Source organism: Robiginitalea biformata HTCC2501 (assembly GCF_000024125.1).
GTDB classification, from domain to species: domain Bacteria; phylum Bacteroidota; class Bacteroidia; order Flavobacteriales; family Flavobacteriaceae; genus Robiginitalea; species Robiginitalea biformata.
The window spans coordinates 1,936,917-1,960,803 of sequence record NC_013222.1 but is presented as its reverse complement, the minus strand read 5'-3'; the positions used below and the strand labels follow the sequence as shown (position 1 = coordinate 1,960,803).

At 56.8% G+C, this 23,887-nt stretch carries 20 protein-coding genes and 1 tRNA gene; 13 read left to right on the top strand and 8 right to left on the bottom strand.

Annotated features, from left to right (window positions below):
* Window positions 1–41: 41 nt before the first annotated feature.
* From dnaB to tgt, 4 genes are all read right to left on the bottom strand, one after another.
* Window positions 42–1,598: a replicative DNA helicase gene (gene dnaB, locus RB2501_RS08835; protein ID WP_015754443.1), complete on the bottom strand. Its 1,557-nt coding sequence runs from the start codon at window positions 1,596–1,598 to the stop codon at window positions 42–44.
* Window positions 1,599–1,765: 167 nt separating this feature from the next.
* Complete coding sequence (locus RB2501_RS08830) at window positions 1,766–2,719, bottom strand: acetyl-CoA carboxylase carboxyltransferase subunit alpha (RefSeq protein WP_041327681.1); 954 nt, start codon at window positions 2,717–2,719, stop codon at window positions 1,766–1,768.
* A gap of 89 nt (window positions 2,720–2,808) precedes the next feature.
* Entirely contained in the window at window positions 2,809–3,891 is a 1,083-nt protein-coding gene (locus RB2501_RS08825) for an LptF/LptG family permease (RefSeq protein ID WP_015754441.1), read from the bottom strand.
* A gap of 1 nt (window position 3,892) precedes the next feature.
* Entirely contained in the window at window positions 3,893–5,023 is a 1,131-nt protein-coding gene (gene tgt, locus RB2501_RS08820; protein ID WP_041327679.1) for a tRNA guanosine(34) transglycosylase Tgt, read from the bottom strand.
* 223 nt (window positions 5,024–5,246) lie between these two features.
* On the opposite strand from tgt, the gene RB2501_RS08815 reads away from it, so the two are divergent.
* The 3 genes from RB2501_RS08815 to RB2501_RS08805 all read left to right on the top strand — a co-directional run bounded on the left by RB2501_RS08815 (window position 5,247) and on the right by RB2501_RS08805 (window position 7,720).
* Window positions 5,247–6,092, top strand: coding sequence for a transketolase (locus RB2501_RS08815; protein ID WP_015754439.1), 846 nt, complete (start codon window positions 5,247–5,249; stop codon window positions 6,090–6,092).
* Window positions 6,093–6,110: 18 nt separating this feature from the next.
* Window positions 6,111–7,067 carry a transketolase family protein gene (locus RB2501_RS08810; RefSeq protein WP_015754438.1) on the top strand — a complete coding sequence of 319 codons (957 nt, stop codon included), beginning with the start codon at window positions 6,111–6,113 and terminating at the stop codon, window positions 7,065–7,067.
* Between the two features lie 83 nt (window positions 7,068–7,150).
* Window positions 7,151–7,720, top strand: coding sequence for a porin family protein (locus RB2501_RS08805; RefSeq protein WP_015754437.1), 570 nt, complete (start codon window positions 7,151–7,153; stop codon window positions 7,718–7,720).
* Window positions 7,721–7,886: 166 nt separating this feature from the next.
* On the opposite strand, the gene RB2501_RS08800 is transcribed toward RB2501_RS08805, so the two are convergent.
* Window positions 7,887–8,864 carry an FKBP-type peptidyl-prolyl cis-trans isomerase gene (locus RB2501_RS08800; RefSeq protein WP_015754436.1) on the bottom strand — a complete coding sequence of 326 codons (978 nt, stop codon included), beginning with the start codon at window positions 8,862–8,864 and terminating at the stop codon, window positions 7,887–7,889.
* Window positions 8,865–8,938: 74 nt separating this feature from the next.
* Between RB2501_RS08800 and RB2501_RS08795 the strand changes: the two genes are divergently transcribed.
* Genes RB2501_RS08795 through RB2501_RS08785 form a run of 3 tightly spaced genes read left to right on the top strand, consistent with a single transcriptional unit; the run spans window position 8,939 to window position 10,437 of the window.
* On the top strand, window positions 8,939–9,340 hold the full coding sequence (locus RB2501_RS08795; protein WP_015754435.1) for an RNA-binding S4 domain-containing protein: 402 nt from the start codon (window positions 8,939–8,941) through the stop codon (window positions 9,338–9,340).
* Between the two features lie 4 nt (window positions 9,341–9,344).
* Window positions 9,345–9,932 (top strand): methyltransferase domain-containing protein, encoded by a 588-nt coding sequence (locus tag RB2501_RS08790; protein WP_015754434.1) that lies wholly within the window; start codon window positions 9,345–9,347, stop codon window positions 9,930–9,932.
* Between the two features lie 7 nt (window positions 9,933–9,939).
* A complete protein-coding gene (locus tag RB2501_RS08785) occupies window positions 9,940–10,437 on the top strand; it encodes a phosphoribosyltransferase domain-containing protein (protein ID WP_015754433.1) in 498 nt (165 codons plus the stop codon).
* A gap of 14 nt (window positions 10,438–10,451) precedes the next feature.
* Here RB2501_RS08785 and RB2501_RS08780 read toward each other — a convergent pair whose 3' ends face one another.
* Window positions 10,452–10,967: a shikimate kinase gene (locus RB2501_RS08780; RefSeq protein ID WP_015754432.1), complete on the bottom strand. Its 516-nt coding sequence runs from the start codon at window positions 10,965–10,967 to the stop codon at window positions 10,452–10,454.
* A 164-nt stretch (window positions 10,968–11,131) separates the two neighbouring features.
* Here RB2501_RS08780 and RB2501_RS08775 point away from each other — a divergent pair.
* The 3 genes from RB2501_RS08775 (at window position 11,132) to RB2501_RS08765 (ending at window position 14,438) form a co-directional block, all read left to right on the top strand.
* Window positions 11,132–11,204: transfer RNA gene (locus tag RB2501_RS08775), tRNA-Lys, on the top strand.
* Window positions 11,205–11,244: 40 nt separating this feature from the next.
* Entirely contained in the window at window positions 11,245–11,646 is a 402-nt protein-coding gene (locus RB2501_RS16010; RefSeq protein WP_148214327.1) for a hypothetical protein, read from the top strand.
* Between the two features lie 239 nt (window positions 11,647–11,885).
* Window positions 11,886–14,438 carry an adenosylcobalamin-dependent ribonucleoside-diphosphate reductase gene (locus tag RB2501_RS08765; RefSeq protein WP_015754430.1) on the top strand — a complete coding sequence of 851 codons (2,553 nt, stop codon included), beginning with the start codon at window positions 11,886–11,888 and terminating at the stop codon, window positions 14,436–14,438.
* Between the two features lie 54 nt (window positions 14,439–14,492).
* Here the strand turns inward: RB2501_RS08765 and RB2501_RS08760 are convergent, their stop codons facing one another.
* Window positions 14,493–16,694 carry a carbohydrate binding family 9 domain-containing protein gene (locus tag RB2501_RS08760; RefSeq protein ID WP_041327132.1) on the bottom strand — a complete coding sequence of 734 codons (2,202 nt, stop codon included), beginning with the start codon at window positions 16,692–16,694 and terminating at the stop codon, window positions 14,493–14,495.
* 189 nt (window positions 16,695–16,883) lie between these two features.
* Between RB2501_RS08760 and RB2501_RS08755 the strand changes: the two genes are divergently transcribed.
* The gene (locus RB2501_RS08755; protein ID WP_041327130.1) at window positions 16,884–17,669 is read left to right on the top strand and encodes a hypothetical protein; all 786 of its coding nucleotides are present in this window, start codon (window positions 16,884–16,886) and stop codon (window positions 17,667–17,669) included.
* 70 nt (window positions 17,670–17,739) lie between these two features.
* On the top strand, window positions 17,740–18,762 hold the full coding sequence (locus RB2501_RS08750; protein ID WP_148214326.1) for a phosphotriesterase family protein: 1,023 nt from the start codon (window positions 17,740–17,742) through the stop codon (window positions 18,760–18,762).
* A gap of 247 nt (window positions 18,763–19,009) precedes the next feature.
* On the opposite strand, the gene nhaA is transcribed toward RB2501_RS08750, so the two are convergent.
* Window positions 19,010–20,347: a Na+/H+ antiporter NhaA gene (gene nhaA / locus RB2501_RS08745; RefSeq protein WP_015754426.1), complete on the bottom strand. Its 1,338-nt coding sequence runs from the start codon at window positions 20,345–20,347 to the stop codon at window positions 19,010–19,012.
* 308 nt (window positions 20,348–20,655) lie between these two features.
* Here nhaA and RB2501_RS08740 point away from each other — a divergent pair, with 308 nt between their 5' ends.
* A complete protein-coding gene (locus RB2501_RS08740; protein ID WP_041327128.1) occupies window positions 20,656–22,623 on the top strand; it encodes an aconitate hydratase in 1,968 nt (655 codons plus the stop codon).
* Between the two features lie 69 nt (window positions 22,624–22,692).
* Window positions 22,693–23,853: a tyrosine-type recombinase/integrase gene (locus RB2501_RS08735; RefSeq protein ID WP_015754423.1), complete on the top strand. Its 1,161-nt coding sequence runs from the start codon at window positions 22,693–22,695 to the stop codon at window positions 23,851–23,853.
* The last annotated feature ends 34 nt before the right edge of the window (window positions 23,854–23,887 follow it).

Genomic DNA, 23,887 nt, shown 5'->3' with positions numbered 1-23,887 from the left:
TGTTCTTGAAACGTTTGGGGAGGGAATTAAGGGAAATTCTATTAAAAAGGTACGTCATCGTCTTCCGGGTGTCCGCCCTGGGAAGGATCGTTCATGGAACTGCCAAACGCCTGGTCGGCACTCGGGAATTCTTTGGCCTGGAACGGGTTCTCCCCCTCGGCATTCATCTTGGATTGAAACTCGAATGGAGAATCAAAGTCATCCAAATTATCAAATTTACCCAGTTGCGCAATGAACTTTAACCTAATATTATCGAGGCCGCCATTCCGGTGCTTGGCCACGATAAACTCGGCCTGCCCCTGGGTGGGGGTGCGTTCCTCGTCGTCCCACTCGTCGATCTTGTAGTATTCGGGGCGGTAAATAAACGACACGATATCCGCATCCTGCTCAATGGCCCCGGACTCCCGCAGGTCGGAGAGGATGGGGCGTTTGCTGCCGCCACGCGTTTCCACGGCACGGGACAGCTGCGAGAGGGCAATCACCGGTACGTCCAGTTCCTTGGCCAGCGCCTTGAGGTTCCGCGAAATGGTGGAAATTTCCTGTTCCCGGTTGCCGCCTTTCTGGCTGGCGCCCCCGGTCATCAGCTGGAGGTAGTCGATGACGATCAGGCGGATCTTGTGCTGGGAAGCCAGTCGCCGCGCCTTGGCCCGCAGGTCAAAGATGGACAGCGATGGGGTGTCGTCTATAAATAGCGGCGCCTTCTCCAGGGCCTTCACCTTGACGTTGAGCTGTTCCCATTCGTGTTTTTCGAGCCGGCCCGTCCGAAGTTTTTCGGAGGAGAGCCCGGTTTCCGAAGAGATCAGACGGGTAATCAGCTGAACGGAAGACATCTCCAGGGAGAAAAACGCCACGGGTATATTCGAATTCACGGCGATATTCCGGGCCATGGACAGGGTCAGGGCCGTTTTACCCATACCGGGACGTGCCGCAATAATGATCAGGTCGCTCGGCTGCCACCCTGAGGTGAGCTTGTCCACCTTGTCAAAACCGGACGGGATACCGCTGAGGCCCTCCTTGTTGGAGATTTCCTCGATTTTTTTCTTGGCCTGCATCACCAGGTTCTGGGCCGTCTCGGCCGACCGCTTCAGGTTGCCCTGGGTAACGTCGTACAGACGGGATTCCGCGTTGTCGAGCAGGTCAAAGACATCCGTGGACTCGTCGTAGGCCTCCTCGATGATCTCGTTGGAGATCTTGATCAGCTGGCGCTGGATGTACTTCTGGAGGATAATCCGGGCGTGAAACTCAATGTGGGCCGATGAGGCCACTTTCTGGGTGAGGGTAATCAGGTAAAAATCGCCCCCGGCGAGCTCAAGCCGCTCATCCTGCTTCAATTGGGCCGAAACGGTTAATAAATCTACCGGTTCGGAAGATTCGAAGAGTTTGAAGATGGCCTCGTAGATGTACCGGTGGGCGTCCTTGTAGAAGACATCCGGGTGCAGGATGTCGATCACCTCGTCCACCCCTTTTTTGTCAATCATCATGGCTCCGAGCACAACTTCCTCTAAATCAACTGCTTGTGGCGGTATCTTCCCTTTCTCCAACGGGATGATGGCAGCTTTTCCAATTTTTCGTCCGGCAAGCGGGCTCGATTTTTCCATGAGGATAAAAGTAGGGAATTAACCTTAAGTTAACAGGGCGCTCCGTTTTGGGATATTCACCGCCTGTCCACAATCGGACTGTTAATAAGTTACGGTTTTATGTTGATAACCGAAAATTTCGGGAAAGCGCGCGGACCGGTTTACCGGAAACTGCGGGATGCGACCTGTCAGCCTTTGAAAACTCCCATGGAACTGTATTTCTCCATGCGCGTTTCGACCAGCTCTTTTGGTGATAACTTTTTGAGCTCCTGATAGTGCTTTGCAATCTTGTTGCTCACGATGTCAAAAGCCTTCTCCCGGTTGCTGTGTGCGCCGCCGGCGGGTTCCCGGACAATTTCGTCGATCAGTTTCAGCCGCTTCATATCCGCCGCGGTGAGTTTCAGGGCGTCAGCAGCCTGTTCCTTGTATTCCCAGCTGCGCCAGAGGATGGACGAGCAGGATTCCGGGGAAATTACGGAGTACCAGGTGTTTTCCAGCATGAGCACCCGATCGCCCACGCCGATGCCCAGGGCGCCTCCCGAGGCCCCTTCCCCGATGATCACTACGATGATCGGGACTTTCAGGCGGGTCATCTCCAGGATGTTCCGGGCGATGGCTTCGCCCTGTCCGCGCTCCTCTGCCTCGATGCCCGGGTAGGCCCCGGGGGTATCGATAAAGGAGACCACCGGCAGGCCAAACTTTTCGGCAGACTTCATCAGGCGGAGCGCCTTCCGGTATCCTTCCGGGTTGGCCATCCCGAAATTCCGGTACTGGCGGGTCTTGGTGTTGTACCCCTTCTGCTGGCCGATGAACATAAAGCTCTGGTCCCCGATCTTGCCGAGGCCGCCGATCATCGCCTTGTCGTCCCGCACGGTGCGGTCGCCGTGGAGTTCCAGGAAGGTATCCCCACAAATGGCGCGGACGTAATCCATGGTATACGGGCGGTTGGGATGGCGGGAGAGCTGTACCCGTTGCCAGGGGGACAGGTTTTTGAAGATCTCCTTCCGGGTCTCATCGAGCTTTTTCTCAATCTGCTTGCAGGTTTCGGTGACGTCCACGTCGCTTTCCTCACCGATGATCTGACACTTCTCGAGTTGCTCTTCGAGCTCTTTGATCGGGAGTTCAAAATCCAGGTATTCCATGTAGTGTTCCGTTAGGGGGTTCTCCGGGGCAAAGATAAACGATATTCGCAAAAAAGCACATCCGGCCTGGAGCTTGCGCCATATCAACCTTACCGCTTGGCCTTCTGCAGCATAAAATACCCGAGGACCAGGAAGAATATATTCGGGATCCCCACTGCCAGCAGGGGCGGGAACCCGGATTGCTCGGCCAGCGTCCCGAAAACCTTGTCCATAAAAATATAGATAAAGGCCACCCCGATCCCGAAGGCCAGGTTCACCCCCATCCCGCCGCGCCGCTTGATCGAGGAGACGGCCACCCCGATAATGGTGAGTACAAAGGCGGTGACGGGCAGGGCCCACCGCTTGTATTTGACCATCACGTAGGTATTCACATTCGAGGCTCCTTTGCGCCGCTGGTCGGCGATAAACTGGTTCAGTTCAAAGAGGTTCTTGGTTTCGGCGATATAGGATACCGGGGTGAGGTCGTCTATCTGGAAGGCGAACAGCGTGTCCAGGCGGCGCCGGGTCTCCACGATCTCCGTGTCGCCCCGCAGGTTCCGGCGCGTGTAGCTCGTGAGCCGGTAGAGGCTGTCCTCTTCCAGCCAGCGGATATTTGCCGAAGAAATCTTGTACTCGAGTTCCCCGTCCTCCCCAAAGTGCTCGTAGGTAAAATTGTAGCCGATCTGCCGGGCCGGGTCAAAGCTGCTCACGTAAATGTAGTCGCTCTCCCCAAGCTGGTTGAAGATGTTGCTGGTTACCCGGTCCTTGGAGCCTTTTTTCAGGTATTTGAACTTGAACTCGTTAAAGCCCTTGCTGGCCGAGGGGACGATGAACATCCCCATGAGGAACATCAGCACCGCGATGATGCTGGCGCCGATCCAGTAGGGCCTCAAAAACCGCCCGAAGGAAACCCCGGAGCTCAAAATCGCCACGATCTCCGTGTTATTGGCCATCTTGGAGGTAAAAAAGATGATGGAGAGGAACAGGAATATCGGGAATAACAGGCTTCCGATATAGATGGTGAAATTCCCGTAATAGATCAGGATTTCCACCAGGGGGGCCTCGTTGTCGATCATCTTGCCGATCTGCTCGGCCAGGTTCAGCATAATGCCGATGGGCACGAATAACAGCAGCATGAGCCCGAAGGTGGACAGGTATTTTTTCAGGATGTACCGGTCGATGATCGTCAGCATATCACAGGCGTTTATCCAGTTTTTGCACCATCTCGCTTTTCCACCCGGCAAAAGTGCCGTCCAGAATCCGCCGGCGCGCCTCCCGGACGAGCCAGAGGTAGAACCCCAGGTTGTGCAGCGTGGCGATTTGCTTGCCAAGATACTCATTGGCCGCAAAGAGGTGCCGCAGGTAGGCCCGGGTGTACTCGGTATCCACAAAGGTGTGGCCCATCGGGTCCAGGGGCGAAAAATCCGCCTCCCATTTCTTGTTCTTGATGTTGATGGTCCCTTCGGAGGTAAAAAGCATCCCGTTGCGGGCGTTCCGCGTGGGCATCACGCAGTCAAACATATCCACCCCCAGGGCGATGCATTCCAGCAGGTTGGCCGGGGTCCCCACCCCCATCAGGTAGCGGGGCTTTTCCGCCGGGAGGATATCGCAGACCACCTCGGCCATCCCGTAGAGTTCCTCGGCCGGCTCCCCTACCGAGAGGCCCCCGATGGCGTTCCCGGGGGCACCCGCATTCGCGATGTATTCGGCGGAAGCCTTCCGCAGGTCTTTGTAGACGGACCCCTGGACGATCGGGAAAAACAGCTGGTCAAAGCCGTAGAGGGGGGGCGCCTCCTCCAGGTGGGCCATACAGCGGTCCAGCCAGCGGTGCGTCATGTCCATGGAGCGCTTCGCGTAGCGGTAATCGCAGGGATACGGGGTACATTCGTCAAAGGCCATGATGATGTCCGCCCCAATGCTCCGCTGCAATTCCATGACGCGTTCCGGGGTAAACAGGTGGCGGGACCCGTCGATATGCGACTGGAACTTTACGCCCTCCTCCTTAATTTTCCGGGTGCCCGAGAGCGAATACACCTGGTAGCCGCCGCTGTCTGTGAGGATCGGGCGGTCCCAGCCCATAAACGGGTGGAGCCCGCCGGCCGCCTCCAGGATCTCCATCCCGGGACGTAAAAACAGGTGGTAGGTGTTCCCCAGGATCACATCCGGGTCAACGTCGTTGCGCAATTCGCGCTGGTGGACCCCCTTGACGGTGCCGGCCGTCCCCACGGGCATGAAGATGGGCGTGCCGATTTCCCCGTGGGCCGTTTGAAGCACCCCGGCGCGCGCCTTGCTCCCCGGGTCGGTATGTTTAAGCGTGAATGCCACTGGTTTTGTGTTCTGCGAATCGCCCTGGATTCTCTGGGGCCAAAAATACACAACCCCTGCGGCTTTCCCCCTTAATAAAAAAATAAAGTTCTGCCGGGCAATCCCGGCGTTTGCATGGGCTTCCCGCATACGCCAGCCCGTGCATCCCGTTCATAAGTAATGGCAAAAGAAGTTGTGAAGCCGGGGGAATGCCATTATTTTTGGGCTCAGAAAATCGATCGACATGGCTGAAACCAAGGAATTAAAGGCGCTGGCGACCCAGGTGCGGCGGGACATCCTCCGCATGGTCCACCAGGTCAACTCGGGCCACCCGGGCGGCTCGCTGGGCTGCACGGAATTTTTCGTGGCCCTCTACTACGAAATCATGGACCTGAAGGACGGGTTCGACATGGACGGGAAAGGCGAAGACCTCTTCTTCCTCTCCAACGGGCATATCTCCCCGGTCTGGTACAGCGTACTGGCGCGGCGGGGCTACTTCCCCCTGGAGGAACTCGGCACCTTCCGGAAGATCGATTCGCGCCTGCAGGGGCACCCCACCACCCACGAGGGGCTCCCGGGCGTCCGCGTGGCCTCCGGGTCGCTCGGGCAAGGCATGTCCGTGGCTATCGGCGCGGCCCTGGCCAAAAAACTCAACAAGGACAACCACCTGGTATACAGTCTCCACGGAGACGGGGAACTGCAGGAGGGCCAGAACTGGGAAGCCATCATGTACGCGGGCAGCAAGGGGGTGGACAACCTGATTTCGACCATCGACCGGAACGGCCAGCAGATTGACGGGCCCACCGAAGAGGTGATGCCCCTGGGCGATGTCTCCGTCAAACTCGAAGCCTTTGGTTGGGAGGTATTGGAACTCCCGGAGGGCAACGACCTGGAAGCGGTTCTCGCCACCTTGAAGGAAGCCAAATCCCGGACCGGAAAAGGCAAGCCCGTGGCCATTGTGATGGACACGGTGATGGGCCACGGGGTGGATTTTATGATGCACACCCATGCCTGGCACGGCAAAGCCCCCAACGACGAACAACTGGCCACGGCCCTGGAGCAGAACCCGGAAACCCTGGGCGATTACTAATAGCAACCCGACGCACGCATGAAAACTTACACGGATCAAGGAAAACAGGATACACGAAGCGGCTTTGGCGCGGGAATGACCGAGCTCGGGCGGACAAACCCCCGGGTGGTGGCCCTATGCGCAGACCTGGTGGGGTCGCTCAAGATCGAGACCTTTATTGAGGAAAACCCCGAGCGGTTTTTCCAGACGGGCATTGCCGAGGCGAACATGATGGGGATTTCAGCCGGACTGACTATTGGCGGCTACATCCCGTTTGCCAGCACGTTTGCGAATTTCGCCACCGGCCGGGTCTACGACCAGATCCGCCAGTCGATTGCCTATTCCGGCAAGAACGTAAAAATCTGCGCTTCCCACGCCGGGATCACCCTGGGGGAAGACGGGGCCACCCACCAGATCCTCGAGGACATCGGGCTGATGAAGATGCTCCCGGGCATGGTGGTGATCAACCCCTGCGATTTTAACCAGACCAAGGCGGCCACCCTGGCCATCGCCGAGTACGAAGGCCCGGTGTACCTGCGTTTCGGGCGGCCGAAAGTGGCCAATTTCACCCCGGTGGACCAGGAATTCCACATTGGGAAGGCCGTACACCTGCAGGAAGGCTCGGACGTAACCATCATCGCCACAGGCCACCTGGTCTGGGAATCCCTGGAGGCCGCCCAGCGGCTCCACGAGCAGGGCATCTCCGCGGACGTCATCAATATCCACACGATTAAGCCCCTGGACGAGGAAGCCATCCTGGCCTCCGTAGCCAAAACGGGCTGCGTGGTCACCGCCGAGGAGCACAATTACCTGGGCGGCCTCGGGGAAAGCGTCGCCGGGCTGCTGGCGCGCAGGCATCCCACGCCCCAGGAATTCGTGGCCGTACAGGATACGTTTGGGGAAAGCGGAACGCCGGACGACCTGATGGCGAAATACGGGATTGACAATAAAGCCGTGGAAAAGGCCGTTTTAAGGGTGTTAGAACGCAAGGCCTGAAAGTTTGGTATCCTTTTTGTTTCCATCCGACAAACCGGCGGGAACAGGGAAGCCTAACTTCACGCCATAAAAACGAACACCTTATGAAACGCACACTTCTCAGCTGCCTGCTGGGGCTCTTCGCCCTGTCGGCATTCGCACAAAAAGACCCCGGATTCGGAATCAAGGCCGGGTTGAACTTCAACTCGAACGGGGATTACAAATTCGATTCGGCCCCCGACCTGAGTTCGGACACCAAGATGGGTTACCACCTCGGGATTTTCGGCCAGTTTGGGGATAAAGTCTTTTTCCGCCCCGAGCTGATTTATACCAAGACAAAATCCGAATACGACGGCTCGGACTTCGATATGAGCAAGCTGGACCTGCCCCTGCTGGTGGGAATCCGGATCCTCGGCCCAGTCAAAATATTTGCCGGCCCGGACCTGCAATACATCCTGGATACGGATTTTGACGAAATCACCCTGGGGGACGTGGAAAACGATTTCACGGTTGGCCTGCATATCGGCGCCGGGGTGAACCTGGGGAATATCGGGATCGACCTGCGGTATGAACGGGGCCTGAGCAGCAACGAAGCGGAAGCCGTAGGGCTGGAATCCGGGCGTATCGACACGCGCCCCAGCCAGTTTATCCTGGGCCTCTCCGTTAAGTTGTAGCGCATGGATAACCGGCCTTCAGGCCGGCGACAAGGCATCTCTTAAAAAGGAAAATCCCCGCCACTGGCGGGGATACTTCTTTCAGGGCCGGACTAATGGCACTTTTCAGGCCGCTTTGTCTGCCCGCGTGAATGGCCCTGGACCGGGCTCGGGCAGGTAGCGGGCCTTAGTTCGTATCCGGGTCCAGGTAATCCGGGATGCCGTTGTTGTTGGAGTCCGGATAGGTAATGCTGCCGTCCGCATTGATGATGATTTCCTCCCGGGTGGGCGTTCCGTCCCCGTCATCGTCCGAATCCAGGAAATTAACCGTCAGAAACGCCCCGAATGCGTTGCGTTCGGCCTCCTCGTCCGTATTGTCGTTATACAGGTAACCGTCCCCGTCCAGGTCTTCGTCGATGGAAGGGATCCCATCCCCGTCGTGGTCCGTTCGCTTCACAGAAAAGACCTGGACCGTAAAGATCAGCGGGCTGTAAGTGGGGATGCCGCCTGCGCTGTTGTTGAAAAACCCCAGGCCGGAGGGCATGATGATCAGGCCTACCCCGGCATCCTGGGCACTGACTGTACCGTCCGGGTTAGCAGTAATGGACGATGCCGGCTTAAAGAACGGCATGCCTTCCGTAAATCCGCGGGCACCCGAAAGCGGGCCCTGCAAACCGGCCAGGTCAAACCAGATGGGCTCCACGAAGGTGCCGTCAAAGGACTCCCCGTTGAGCAGGCTGCCTTCATAGGTAAGCAAGACCGAATCGGCCACGGTAGGCGCTTCTTCAGGCCCGCCACCGCCAACGCGGGCCTCCAGGTAGTAAAACGTATGGAGGACGTCCGCCTGGTCTTCCAGGCCAAATTCGTCGGCAGAAACCGAAATCTGTTTGCTGGAAACCTGGGCGCTCAGGGGTTCCTTGTCGGCATTCGCCCCGGCAATCGTATCGATCACAACCCGGTAGTCGAAATCCGCCGGCGGGTTCTGGAATTCCTCGTAATTGTAGAAATGCGTTTGTAAAAACTCCTGGATGGCGGCCTGGTCTTCCGGCGCCACCTCGGCCAGGGTGCGGGGCGGGACTTCAACAATCCCTCCGTCATCATCATTGCTGCATCCGATCAATCCCGCTGCCGCCAGCAGGCAAAGCCCGTATTTTTTCCAGGTCATAGCCGTTTTCTTAAAGCCCGCAAGATACAATTTTCCCCTATTTTTGCCGGGAACCTTAACAAAGATTTTCAGCGATGCGCATCGATAAATACCTCTGGTGCACCCGGTATTTCAAGACGCGGAACAAGGCCACCGAGGCCTGCCGGAAGGGCCTGGTGCGCATAAACGGGGACACGTGCAAACCCTCCCGGGAAGTCCTTCCCTCGGATAAAATCACGCTGCGCAAAAACCAGCTGGAGATGCAACTGACCGTGCTGGACATCCCGCCACAGCGCGTGGGGGCCAAATGGGTGGGGATTTACCGGCAGGACACCACCCCGGCCGAGGACCTGGAGCAACACAAGCTCATCAGGGCCACCAAAGAGTATTACCGCAAAAAAGGCACGGGCCGCCCCACCAAGAAGGACCGACGCGACCTGGAGGCCTACAGGGAGGACCCGGATGACGACTGGGACCCGGACGCAAAGACACCCTGACGATATGACGGATTTGGACAGGGATTTCTGGGAAGATCGTTACCGGGCAGGCACAGACCGATGGGACCTCGGGGGGCCTTCCCCGCCCCTGACGGCTTATATCGACGGGCTCACCGACCAGGAACTGCGCATCCTGGTGCCAGGGGCAGGCCGGGGGTACGAGGCCGAGTACCTCTACCGTGCGGGCTTCGAAAACCTGACGATTGTGGACCTGGCCCGCCGGCCCCTGGACGACCTCAGGCGCCGACTGCCGGAACTCCCGGCCGCTGCCCTGCAACAAACGGATTTTTTCAGCTTCCGTGGAGGACCTTTTGACCTGATTTTGGAACACACGTTTTTCTGCGCCCTCCCCCCTGCCCGTCGCCCGGATTACGTGCAGGCCATGCACCGGCTCCTGGTCCCCGGCGGACGGCTGGCCGGCCTGTTTTTTGACTTCCCGCTCACGGAAGACGGCCCCCCGTTCGGCGGGTCGGAAACCGAATACCGCAACCGCTTTTCCTCCCTGTTCCATATCCGCAAACTGGAGCGCGCCCGGAATTCCATCCCGCCCCGCGCCGGTACCGAACTGTTTTTTATCTTTGAGAAGAAATAAGCCGCCGATGGAAAACCAGATCCTGACCCACGAGCAGATCCGCCACAAGATCCGCAGGATTGCCTACCAGATCTACGAGAGCAACGTGGAAGAAAAACAAATCGTCCTGGCAGGGATTGAAGGAGGCGGGCTCGATTTTGCCCGGAAAATCCAGGCCGTGCTCCAGGAGATCACCCCGGCGGAAATCCTGCTCTGCAAGGTAAAAATGGATAAGGCCAACCCCCTGAAGAGCGGGGTTACCACCTCCCTGAAACCCGAGGAATACGAAAACCGCTCCGTGGTGCTGGTAGACGATGTCCTGAATTCGGGCAGTACGCTTATCTACGGGGTACACCACTTTTTAAAGACCCCGACGCGACAGCTCAAAACGGCTGTCCTGATCAACCGGAACCACAAGCGCTACCCGGTAAAGGCCGACTTTAAAGGGCTTTCCCTGTCTACCTCCCTGCAGATGCACGTTCGGGTAGATTTCACCCCGCGCAAAAACGGGGTATTCCTGGATTGATTCTGTAAAAAGGTTCAGGAAACCTTTTCGAGGATCTGCGCCGCCAACTCTTCCGGACTGTGCTTGTCGGCCGGCAATACATGCATGGCCCGGGCGTAAAAGGGCGCCCGTTCAAACAAGTGCTTCCCTATGAATTCCGGTAACTCCTCCGGGTGCAGGTGGGCGATCAGCGGCCGGCTTTCCTGCCCCTGCCGCAACCTGCGGGCCAGTTCCGGTACGGATACCTGCAAATAGCAAACAGCATCCGCCTGGGCGAGCAACAATTCCATGTTCCCGGCATAACAGGGCGTGCCGCCCCCCAGGGCCAGGACCCCGGACTCCCCGGACTGCAACCACTCTTTCAATAATCGGTGTTCCTGTTTCCGAAAATAGATTTCCCCCTTTTCCCGGAAGACCTCCGGGATGGATTGCCCGAGCCGGGCCACGATGTAATCGTCCAGGTCCGTGAAGGAAACCCCGAGGTTCTCTGCCAACAGCCGGCCCACGGTACTTTTCCCGCTTCCCATATATCCTACCAGTGCAATCCGCATGCAATTCCGCTTTTTTGTCCCATATCGCCACGGGGTGAAAACCTCAAATATCCGGCTTTTTGGACAAACCCGAAATTCTTTACCCATTCACTTGAAAAATGAATAATAGATATTATATTTGCAGCCCGAAACCGCTTCACAGCGGTTCATTTTTTAATAAAACCGACCTGGTAGCTCAGTTGGTAGAGCATCTCCCTTTTAAGGAGAGGGTCCTGGGTTCGAGCCCCAGCCGGGTCACGATCAAGCGCAAAACCCCCGCCAGAAATGGCGGGGGTTTTTGTTTTCAGAGGAAAGCCAAGCTGGCTTGAGCTTTTCGATGGAAACAAAAACCCGCCAGGCGGAGCCTGGCAGGGTTTTGCATTTGCAGGACGGGACGGCTGGGTCAGGCGAACGCAGTGAGCCAACCCCAGCTGTTGGCAATTTGAAGATTTGTCGATTTGAAGATTTGAAAATGGAATCGCAAAGCTTCCGGCAAGCGCAGCTTGCGGGGGTTTTGCATTTGCAGGACGGGACGGCTGGGTCAGGCGAACGCAGTGAGCCAACCCCAGCTGTTGGCAATTTGAAGATTTGTCGATTTGAAGATTTGAAAATGGAATCGCAAAGCTTCCGGCAAGCGCAGCTTGCGGGGGTTTTGCATTTGCAGTTCGCCAGCGCACCAGCTGGCTCCTCACTGCAATAGGTCCGCAGGACCTATTAACGGGCGTTCGGCCCGGGTCAGGCGAACGCAGTGAGCCAACCTCAGCTAAATTCAATTTTTTTGTCAACTTTTTATTGTTAATAAATTTTTATTCTATTGATTTTCAGGCTATTTAACTTCTTTTCTTGTACACTTTATGATTTTTATCATAATAAAACCATTTACTTTTTGTCTAGTTTTATGGCTGATTTCAAGACTTCGCAATCCATAAAATTCAATCGATGCCTACATCTACAATCCACGAGCCTACGCAGACATTCACCCAGGAAGAAGCATTTGAAGCTTCCCTGGCTTATTTTAAGGGCGACGACCTGGCTGCCCGCGTCTGGGTGACCAAATATGCCCTTAAAGATTCCGACGGGAATATCTATGAGCGTACCCCGGACGATATGCACCGAAGGATCGCCGGTGAAATCGCCCGGATCGAGGAAAAGTATCCGAACCCCCTTGGGGAGGAAGAAATCTTTGACCTGATCAAAAACTTCAAATACATCGTACCCCAGGGCAGTCCGATGGCAGGCATCGGCAATCCCTATCAGATCGCTTCACTTTCCAACTGTTTTGTCATCGGAACAGACGGCAATTCGGATTCGTATGGGGCTATAATGAAAGTCGACCAGGAGCAGGTACAATTGATGAAACGCCGGGGTGGGGTTGGACACGACCTTTCTCATATCCGGCCCAAAGGCTCGCCGGTGAAAAATTCGGCCCTGACTTCAACGGGGTTGGTTCCCTTTATGGAGCGCTATTCGAACTCCACCCGCGAAGTTGCACAGGATGGTCGACGGGGAGCCTTAATGCTTTCCGTTTCCATCAACCATCCCGATGCGGAAGACTTTATCGATGCAAAAATGGAGCAGGGCAAGGTAACGGGTGCGAACGTTTCCGTGCGTATAGACGATGCTTTTATGAAAGCTGTTGAAATGGACGGGCATTACACCCAAAAATTCCCTATCCACAGCAGCGATCCAAAATTTTCCAAAAAAATAAAGGCATCTCAACTCTGGAAAAAAATAGTGCACAATGCATGGAAATCAGCCGAACCGGGAATTCTGTTCTGGGATACAATTATTGACGAATCAGTACCGGATTGCTACGCTGACCTGGGTTATAAGACCGTATCGACAAACCCCTGTGGTGAAATTCCACTTTGCCCCTATGATTCCTGTCGCTTGCTGGCAATCAATCTTTTCAGCTATGTAGAAGAGCCCTTTACGGAAGAAGCGTCCTTTAATTTTCCCCTCTTTAAAAAACATATTGCGGCAGCACAACGCATCATGGACGACATCATCGATCTGGAGCTCGAAAAAGTAGATGCCATTTTGAAGAAAATCGAGGATGACCCCGAGTTGGATGAAACCAAAATGGTGGAATACAAACTCTGGCAGAACATCAGGAAAAAGGCTGAGGAAGGCCGTAGGACAGGTATAGGCATTACCGCAGAAGGCGATATGCTCGCTGCCCTTGGTTTGCGTTATGGCAGCAAAAAAGCCAATGAATTCTCAGTTGAAGTACATAAGACCATCGCCCTGGAGGCTTATCGGGCCTCGGTACAAACTGCCCGGGACCGCGGTGCCTTCGGGATATTCGATGCGCAGCGCGAAAAGGAAAATCCATTTATCCTCCGGTTAAAAGAGGCCGATGAAAAACTGTACTATGAAATGCTCGAACATGGCCGGCGGAACATTGCGCTTTTGACCATCGCCCCAACGGGTACTACAAGTTTGATGACCCAAACTACTTCGGGTATTGAACCCGTTTTTCTTCCGGTCTACAAACGTCGGAGGAAAGTCAACCCGAACGACAAGGAAGCACGCGTCGATTTTGTGGACGAGGTGGGCGATTCATGGGAAGAATATCTCGTATTCCACCACCAGTTCAAGGCCTGGATGATTACCAAAGGCTACGATACGGACAAAAATTACAGCCAGGAGGAGATCAATGCCATCGTTGAAAAGTCGCCCTACTACAAGGCCACCTCCAATGATGTGGATTGGCTGAGCAAGGTACGCCTGCAGGGTGAGGTGCAGAAGTGGGTGGACCACTCCATCAGCGTTACCATCAACCTGCCTAACGACGTTTCGGAGGAACTGGTCGGCAAACTCTATCTGGAAGCCTGGAAAGCCGGTTGCAAGGGCGTTACCGTATATCGCGATGGTTCGCGTTCGGGGGTTCTCATATCCAACGATGACAACAAGGAGGATTCCCAGAATACCCTGACGGCCTTCCCCACCAAGCGACCGCAGACCCTTGAGGCCGATGTCGTGCGTTTTCAGAACAACAAGGAAAAATGGATCGCCTTTATCGGGCTTATCGACAACAAACCCTACGAAATCTTTACAGGGCTGGCCGATGACGAAGATGGCATCCTGATTCCCCGTTGGGTGGAGAAGGGGCTGATTATTAAAAACAAAGATGAAGACGGAAATTCCCGTTATGATTTTCAATATAAAAACACCAGGGGCTATAAAACGACGATCGAAGGATTATCCCATAAATTCGATCCCGAATACTGGAATTATGCCAAACTGATATCCGGTACGCTTCGCCATGGCATGCCGATCGAAAACATTGTCGACCTTATTGGCAGCCTGCAACTCGATAGTGAACAGATCAACACGTGGAAAAACGGCGTGGCACGGGCTTTAAAAAGATATGTGGCCGATGGCGTGGCAGCCAAAGGCCAGAAGTGCAGCAACTGCAAGTCCGCGAATCTGATCTATCAGGAGGGTTGTTTGACCTGCACCGACTGCGGGTCTTCTAAATGCGGGTAGTAACAGCGGAGACAGCGAGCCCCCCGCCATATGTACCTGGCCCTATGCCCCTTCCTAAAAGATAAAAGTATGGATGTATTTCAGGAGGATGGAGCGGTTCGCGGTGCGTGGCAGGTTGGGGGTGAAAGCCATCCGGTCTGTATTCAGGCCCGAATTGACTACGATCCATAGGTCCTGGCCTTCCCGGAAATTCCAGCGGAATCGGACGTTGTACGAAAGCAGGTCCTGGGCCCCGTTGTATTGCAATAGGGCATTCGTGGAAATATGCCGGTTGAGTGCCGTTCCAACGCGGAGGCGGGCAATATGGAAGTTTAATATTTCGTTCCGGTTGTCAAATATCCCGTAGTTATAACTGTATTCGAGGTTCAGCTGGAAATACTTCGACTGGTACCAGGAAGGAGTCAACGTCAGGGTGTGCAGCCAGCCATCGTAAAATGTACCGGTTTCCAGCACGGCCCCTGTCCGCACCGTCCGGTCGACCGCCATGGAATACGTGCCGCTGATCCGGTAGAAATCATACATGCCCGGCGGGATGACCACGCCTTCGGCCAGCGGAAAATCCGTCAGGATGTTTTCGTAGACTTTTTTTACCAGGACACTGCCACCGTCCAGGTTACGCCTGGAAAAGGACCATTCTGCGCCATACTCAGAAGATAATACATAGTTGCTCGAATTGTCCAGGTAGGCATTGCCCAGAGCCTCCAGCTTGTGCCAGATAAAGGGGCCGGACTCCCGGAACCAGGTATGCGACAGGGCCGTCGTGCCGTATTTGAAGTCGCTCCGATCCACAAATCCTACCCCCGGGTTGTAATTTGGGCCGGAAAATATCGCCCCTACCGTATAACCAAAGCCCCTGCGGCGCCTGCGGTTCATCTCCAGGGCCAGTCGCCCGCTTTTAAAGTCAGCGGCTGCCTGGTCCACAAACCGGCTGTCAAAGGTCTGAGCCCATTGGAGTGTTAGGTAATCGTCCCCGGCCACGCGGATCAGCCCATCCACGCCGTAAGCCAGGTTGCTGTTGCCTTCTGTGTCAATCCGGCTGGTGAACATGCCGCCCAGGTAACTGTTCCTGTTAAAAACGCGCTTGCGAAGGCGAAGTACCCCGAAGTTTTCCGATGGGATGGTATCCTGCCGTTGGGTCTGCATATCCAGGACAGCCAGGTCCCAGGTATTCATCCGGCCAATCAGGCGCACCCCGCCATAGATGGGAACCTGTTCCCCAGTAGCTGTCAGGCCAATCCGACGGCTGAAAAACAACCGGCTCAGCCCCCCGGTTCGAAAGTCAAATATGGAGGCCCGCTCCTGGAAAAACTGGCGTTTCTCAGGAAAGAAAAGAGAAAACCGGGACAGGTTCACCAGCTGGTCGTCGGCTTCGGCCTGGGCAAAATCCGTGTTGATCGTAAAATCGGCCGTCAGGTTGTTGGTAATGGAGAACTTCACATCCCCGCCGAGGTTTCCTTGAAATTCCCCGCGTTGGTCATAGCCCGTCCCGGAATCATTCAGCGCATTGATTTGTTCATGCCCGGCCAGCACATAGGGCGTCACATATAAGGTTTTGATGGGTTTGATGCCCGTGAGGACAATTTTTTGGGCCAGGGAAGGTCGCAAAAAGGCAAAGTTGGTCTTTGGAGGCACCGCCGGAAAAACCAGGCGTTCGAGTTTGCGGGCCACCTTTCGCTGGACCGTTAGGCCCATAATGACCCGCCCGTCGGTATCTTGGAACCGGAGGCTGCTGAAGGGTATTCGTATTTCGGCAAACCACCCCTGATCGGTGACTGTGGTCTCCGCATCCCAGAAGGTATTGAAATCCCGGTTCAGCCATGTATTGGACGAGATGGTGCCCCCGGTACCGTCATTGGAAATTTCCAGGTCATTGCGGATACCGGCAGGCGTGGTGGTGAACACATAGGCCGTTTCATTGTCGTTGTAGGTGTCCAACAGGAGTTCCAGGTGGTCGGAACCGGAAATCCGGTCCCGGTAGAGCGAGGTAGCCCGCACCCCGTTGGGATCGCTGTCGTAGGCACGCATGGAGCAGTAGAAATAGGTGTCGTCGTAGGCCAGTCGAATTTCGGTGCGTTCGGTTGGGGCTTCCCCCGCATTCGGCTCGTACTGCACCATGGGAAGCGTGGAGATCGCATCCCAGGCCGGTTCGTCCACCCGGCCGTCAAATACGATCCCGTCTACCCTAGGAATTGGCAGCGGTTCCGGGGATTGCCCAAAAAGCGCAGGGCCTGTCAGGCAACCCAGAAGAAATCTCAAGCATCCCTTTGTTTGCATAAAACATCAAGGTACCCATATTACCCGCCAGGGGATAGCTTTCTTTAAGGTTTTTTCAAAGACCTGTAACAATTTGCCGTCTTATTCGTGAAATATATTGGTAGTCGTCCACTTGCCCATCCGGGCTTCCCGGCGGACGGTCGCCACCCATCAATCAAAAATCAAACAATCATGAAGTATTTTACCTGTATCGGTGGCTTGGCTTTGCTCTGCCTCACCGGTTGCGGAGACGATACCGCACCGGAATTGACCCAGAAAGTCCTGATCTATGAGAAATCGAATTGGGACGGCAGCAACAAAGGGCAAATAGCGGTTTACTTTGAAGAAGCCACCAAGCTCGAATCCTTTAAATGGCACAAAGGGAACAACCAGGCGACCATTGTCCGGGCATGGATGGATAGCTCCAGCCATACAGTCCGGCGCTTTGAGGCACTCCGGGTGGATGCCACCGGGAACGAAAACCTGTCCGCCGTCCTGGAGACGCAGCCCGGGGGGTCCATGGATATCCGGTTGGGCGATCACCGGCAGGAATTCCAGAACGCCCCGTCCCAATGGCACAGCTACGATTTTGACTTTGCAAGTCTGGGGTATGCCTTCCGGTTCCTCCGACAGGGAACTGACCCCATTGTTTTCCACATCCTGGACCTGGATCTGAGCGAATCCCCACCCGTCCTGCGGGACTTCGGCAATGTGGAGATGACATTCCAAGGGGAAGAGAATCTCAAAGGCCGGAAGCTGCTCGCCTACCGGATCGACGGGATTGGCCTGGACAACCGCGGCGGGACTATCCGCTTCGATAAAGAGGAAGGCTACCTCCACTCCTTTGAAATTCAGAAGCCCGATGAACCCGGCTATGATTCCGGGAAACTGGTGCTCCAATCGGTCACGTCGATGAACAAGGCGGAGTGGAGGAATTTTAAGTACCGGCAATTGCATGCAGACACAGTTTCCCATTAAAGTTGCATTTTCCCAATAAGGTGTAAGTTTATGGTACCTAACAGCTTTTCACCTTAACATGAAAATTCTAATGCGCCGTTTATCCTTGTTGTCCATACTGGTTGCCCCCGTTATGGCACTCGGGCAACTCATCACCGTAACCGGGGAGATACACCCTGAGGATATGGGGGTGTCCCTGATCCACGAACACGTGCTGGTGGACTGGATAGGGGCGGATAGTACCGGCTACCACCGCTGGGACCGGGAAGCGGTTGTTGCCCGTGCCCTGCCCTATCTGGAGGAACTCCGGCAATACGGGGTCCGGACCTTCCTGGATTGCACCCCGGCCTACCTGGGGCGCGACCCGTGGATACTGCGAGCATTGTCCGAACAAACAGGGATCCAAATCCTCACCAACACAGGTTACTACGGGGCCCGGGACAACCTGCACGTGCCGGAAAGCGCACGGGAGGCCACGCCCAGGGAGATTGCCGCCGTATGGATCGAAGAATTCCGGGAGGGGATCGACGGTAGCGGCATCCGGCCGGGTTTTATCAAGATCTCAGTTGCCAACCGGGATACGCTTTCCGCCTTGCACGAAAAGATCGTTCGGGCAGCCGCGTACACGCATCTGGAAACGGGTATGGCCATTGTCTCCCACACCGGGGGAGACGGGCCGGCCATGGCACAGATCGGGATCCTCAGGGAAATGGGGGTATCCCCGGAGGCCTTTACCTGGACACACGCCCAGAACGGGACGCCGGAGGGCTATCAGGAAGCAGCCCGGGCGGGTGCCTGGATCTCACTGGACCATCTAAACGCCGGCACCAAAGGCCGTCAGGCAAATCCCGGAAACCCCGGCAACCTCGATTGGTACGTGCAAACGCTTTCGGAGCTGAAGCGCCGGGGCTTGCTGGACCACGTCCTGTTGTCACACGATGCCGGCTGGTACGACGTGGGGGAGCCGAATGGCGGCGGTTACCGGGGGTATACCGACCTGTTCACCCACCTGATCCCCCGCCTGCAAGAAAATGGCTTTACCCGCGGTGAAATCGACCAACTGCTAAAAGACAACCCCCGTCGGGCCTATGCCATCCGGGTGCGGGCTCACTAATTATTCATTCGGCCAGTCAATGAGCAGGCCCGACAAAAGATTATATCGTTGCGAACAAGGACTGGGATGCGCAGCACCGTCGCGCCTTTGAACTGAGTTTTGGGAAAAGACCCGCAGAGGAATTAAACGACCCGCGGGCCCAAGACCCGGATTACAAGGGTTTTGAGGGGCATCCCTACCTGGGGGGCGGGGGTGGTACGCGGGTTGCCCCTGTAGGGAATCGATAGGCAAACAGGGGGTTGAGGGATTATCGGGGGCGTTCCGCCCGCACAAACACCCTGAAGATGAGCGTGCCCAGGAGCACGGCCAGCACAAAGGCCACCAGGATGGCCAGTTTGGCCTGCTGCAGGTAATCGGCATTTTCAAAAGCCAGATTCCCGATAAAGATCGACATGGTAAAGCCGATGCCCGCAAAGGCAGCCGCCCCGTAAATTTGCGGCCAGGTGACCCGTTCCGGGAGGCGGGCAATCCCCAGGGCTACCGACAGGCGCGCCAACAAGGAGATGCCGGCGAATTTACCCGCCACCAACCCCAGGATAATGCCCAGCGACAGCGGCTCGAGGAGGCGGCCAAGGTTTTCGGCCTCCAGGGTGAGGCCCGTATTGGCCAGGGCAAACAGCGGGAGCACCACGAAATTCACAAAGGGCTGCAGGGCCTTCTCCACGGATTGCAGGGGCGGCACAATCTTGCGGACGGCCTTCTGGATGATCCGCACCAATTCCAGCTTCTCCTTTTTGATAAAGTCGGAATCCGTGGCACGGCGTTCCCGGAAGGTTTTGATCAGGTTCTCGATATTGTGGGCGAACTGCTCCTCATCCATCCCGGCCCGGGCCGGAATGGCAGCTGCGGTAATCACCCCGGCAATGGTGGCGTGTACCCCGGAGAGGAAAAACCCCGTCCAAATGCCCAGCACGCCCACCAGCCCGTAAAAGAACGGGTTCCGCACCCCGATGCGGTTGGCGATCACCAAGACGAAAAACGAGACAAAGGCCCAGAGCAAACTGCCAAAGACAATCTGGTCCGTATAAAATAAGGCGATGATCAGCACGGCGCAGAGGTCGTCTACCACGGCCAGGGCGGTCAGGAATATTTTCAGGGCGAAGGGTACCTTTTTATTGCCGATAATCGTCAGCAACACCAGGGCGAAGACGATATCCGTCGCGATGGGGATCCCCCAGCCCGCTGCGGTATCCGCGCCCTGGTTGAGTCCCAGGAAAATGAGCGCCGGGAAGAGGAGCCCGCCCAGGGCGCAGATAATCGGCAGGGCCGCCTTGCGCAGGTTGGAGAGTTCCCCGGCAATCAGCTCCCGCTTGATCTCCAGGCCGATGACAAAAAAGAAAATGGCCATCAGCCCGTCGTTGACCAATTCGTGGAAGGTGAGCTCCAGGTTGGCCCCGGCAACGCGGACCTCCAGGGTGTACTCCCAGAAAGCGTGGAATTCGTGTGCCCAGGGGGAATTGGCCAGCACCAGGGCAGTCACCACGGCGCCCACCATCAGCAGGCCGTAGGAAAGGTCGCCTGAAAACAGCGGGCGGGTAAGCCGCTTGAACCGGGCCCAATGGGAATGTGAGGGTAGTTCATTCATAAATCGGTGCCTATGTTAACAAAATAGCGGTATTCCACCAAAGGCCCGGGGGAAAAATCATCCCGCAGGCATTTTCCCTTGCAATCGGACACACTATTGGCAGGAACCGCGCACAAATCCCCCGGGAATTTTGTAAGTTATAGGGACCTCTGCATGCGCTGTCCCGGCGGTCTGCTTGCAGAATACGCCGGAAACACAAAACCTGCAGGAAACACAATACCCGCTGGAAACACAACACCCGAGGGAAACACAAAGCCCGAGGGAAACACAAAGAAATCCGAAGAACCCAATATTCAAATCCCAGTAACATGTCAAAAATGAACGTCGCCCAGAAACTGATTCACGCCCACCTGCTGGAGGGCGAAATGGAACCCGGCTCGGAGATTGGCCTTAAAATCGACCAGGCGCTCCTGCAGGACGCCACCGGGACGCTCGTGCAACTGGAGCTCGAAGCCATGGGCCTGGACCGGGCCAAGACAAAAGTAGCCGTCCAGTACGTGGACCACAACCTGTTGCAGACGGATTTCCGCAATGCGGACGACCACCTGTTCCTGCACTCGGCCGCCCAGAAATTCGGGCTGTGGTTCAGCCGGCCCGGAAACGGGGTGAGCCACCCGGTGCACATGCAGCGGTTTGGGGTGCCCGGGGCTACCATGGTGGGGTCGGATTCCCACACCTGCGCCGCGGGAGCGCTCGGCATGCTCGCCATCGGGACCGGGGGCCTGGACGTGGCCGGGGCCATTGCCGGGCAACCCTACTTCGTGAAGATGCCCAAAATCATGGGGGTCCGTCTCACGGGCAAACTCCCGGACTGGGTGAGCGCCAAGGACGTAATACTGGAAATGCTCCGCCGGCACGGCGTGAAGGGGGGCGTGGGGAAAATTATCGAATACCACGGGGATGGGCTCCAGGGCCTCAGCGCCATGGACCGGCATGTGATCGCCAATATGGGGGCCGAACTCGGGGCCACCACCACCGTCTTCCCCAGTGACGGGGAAACCCGGCGCTACCTGAAATCCCAGGAGCGGGAATCCGACTGGGTGGAGCTCACCGCGGATGCGGGTTGCACCTACGACCTGGAGGACGAGATCGTCCTGGACGAACTGGTGCCGCTGATTGCCTGCCCCACAAGCCCGGGCAACGTGGTGCCTGTGGAGGAAGTGGCCGGAAAGCCCATCAGCCAGGTGGTGATCGGTTCCTCGGCCAACCCCGGGCACCGGGATTTCTGGATTGCCGGGGCCATCGTAAAAGACCGGCTCGTGCACCCGGAGGTCTCCTTCGACATCAACCCGACCTCCCGACAACTCATCCAGAACATGATCGAAAGCCGGGCCTTTGCCAACCTGATCAAGGCCGGGGGGCGCTTCCACCAATCCGGTTGCATGGGGTGCATCGGCATGGGCCAGGCCCCCGCAAGCGATACGATCAGCCTGAGGACCATGCCCCGGAATTTCCCGGACCGCTCGGGTACCAAGGACGACCAGGTGTATCTCTGCAGCCCGGAAACCGCGGCCGCCTCGGCCCTGACGGGTAAAATTACAGACCCCCGGACCCTGGAGGAATCCTACGGCATGTCCTACCCGCAATACGAGGCCCCGGAGACCGAAAAGATCCACGAGGAGCTCTTGGTGGCCCCCACAGAGCACAAGGCGGAGATCAAACTCAAAAAAGGGCCCAACATCCAGTCGCTGCCGGAAATGGACCAGCTGCAGGAGGCATACGAGGTGCCGGTGCTCTTGAAAATGGGGGACAACATCTCCACAGATGAGATTATGAAGGCCGGGGCCGAGGTCCTCCCCTTCCGGAGCAACATCCCGGAAATCAGCAAGTTCAGCTTTACCGTTATCGACGATACCTTTTACAAGCGGGCCATGCAGGCCAAGGAGAAGTACGGGGGCCATGTGGTGGTGGCCGGGGAGAACTACGCCCAGGGAAGCAGCCGGGAGCACGCAGCCATCGGGCCGAAATACCTCGGGCAGGTGGCCGTAATTGCCAAGGACTACGCGCGGATTGCCTGGCAGAACCTCATCAACTTTGGCATCCTCCCATTGGAATTCATCAACCCGGAAGATTACGAACAAATTGAGGAAGGGGCAGTCATCCGCTTCAGCAACCTGAAGGAAAGCGTCCGGTCCGGCAACCCCATCACCGTGCGGGTGCTGAACAAAAACAACGAAGTGGACCTCCCGCTAACGCATAAAATGACCCCCCGGCAAGTAGAAATCCTCACCAAGGGGGGCATCATCAACGACTTCCGGGAAAAACTGGCTTCTTAGCCTCGGATGAACGGGGCGCCCCCTTCCCCACTGCAACCCACCTGCAGGGAATGGAGGTACCTTCCCGTCATGCCGACGCGATTCCGACTCTCCGCTTACCAGTTCAAGGGGCGCGACTACCTGCGGGTGACCTTCCGGTATTCCTTTGCGGCCAAGGAATGCATCAAACAGTTCCCGGGTACCCGCTGGGACCCCACCCTGGGCTTCTGGCATCTGCCGGACCCGAACCACGCCAAGGGGCTGATCCGCCACCTCAGGGAGGCGGGATATATTGTTTCCGGACAGGGCGAAGTGGAAAAATTCAGGGAACGCCTGGCGCGGGAAGCCAACCCTACGCTGCTGGATACCTACCGGCAGTTCCTGAGGGGAAGGCGCTACAGCGAAAGCACCATCGCCTCCTACGGGACCATGGCAGCCCAGTTTTTGGAATTCCTGGGCGAGAAACCGCCGGAAAAAGCAGACCAGACGGACGCGGAGGCCTTCCTGCAGTGGCTGGTACTCGAGCGGAAGGTTTCCGTCAGCACCCACCGGCAGGCCATCAGCGCCCTGAAACAACTGGAGGCTTTCCTGCCCGCCTGCCACCTGGAGGCCAAGGGGCTTGTGAGCCCCAGGAAGGACCGGAAACTCCCGGGCGTTTTGGGGAAGGCCGAGGTGATGCGCCTGCTGCAGCAAACCCGGAACCTGAAGCACCGCACACTCACTGCCCTGCTCTACGGATGCGGCCTGCGGGTGGGCGAACTCATCAATCTGCAACTGGCCGAAGTGGACATCCCGCGACGGCAATTGCTGGTCCGGGCCGGGAAGGGCCGCAAAGACCGGCGCGTGGTCCTGCCCGAGCGGCTCCTCCCCCTGCTGGGAGACTACCTCACGGCCTACGCCCCGTCGCGCTACCTGGCCGAAGGCCGCCCCGGGCAGCAGTACAGCGCCACAAGCATCCGGGCCTTTTTAAAAGCCAACAGCCGCCGGGCCGGCATCCTCAAAAAAGTCACCCCCCACATGCTGCGACACTCCTACGCCACCCACCTGCTGGAACAGGGCGTGGACATCCGCTACATCCAGGAACTTCTGGGCCACGCCCGGCCGGAAACCACCATGGTCTATACCCATGTCTCCCGCCAGGACCTCTTGGACATCCAGAGCCCCCTGGACCTGCTCCTGCCGGAAACAACCCCGCCCCCCGATAAAACTACCTCAAACCTGCTGTTATCCCGGAGGGGGGATGGTTTTTAATTTTATATCTTGGGGTTAAAACCAGTTGTGGTTA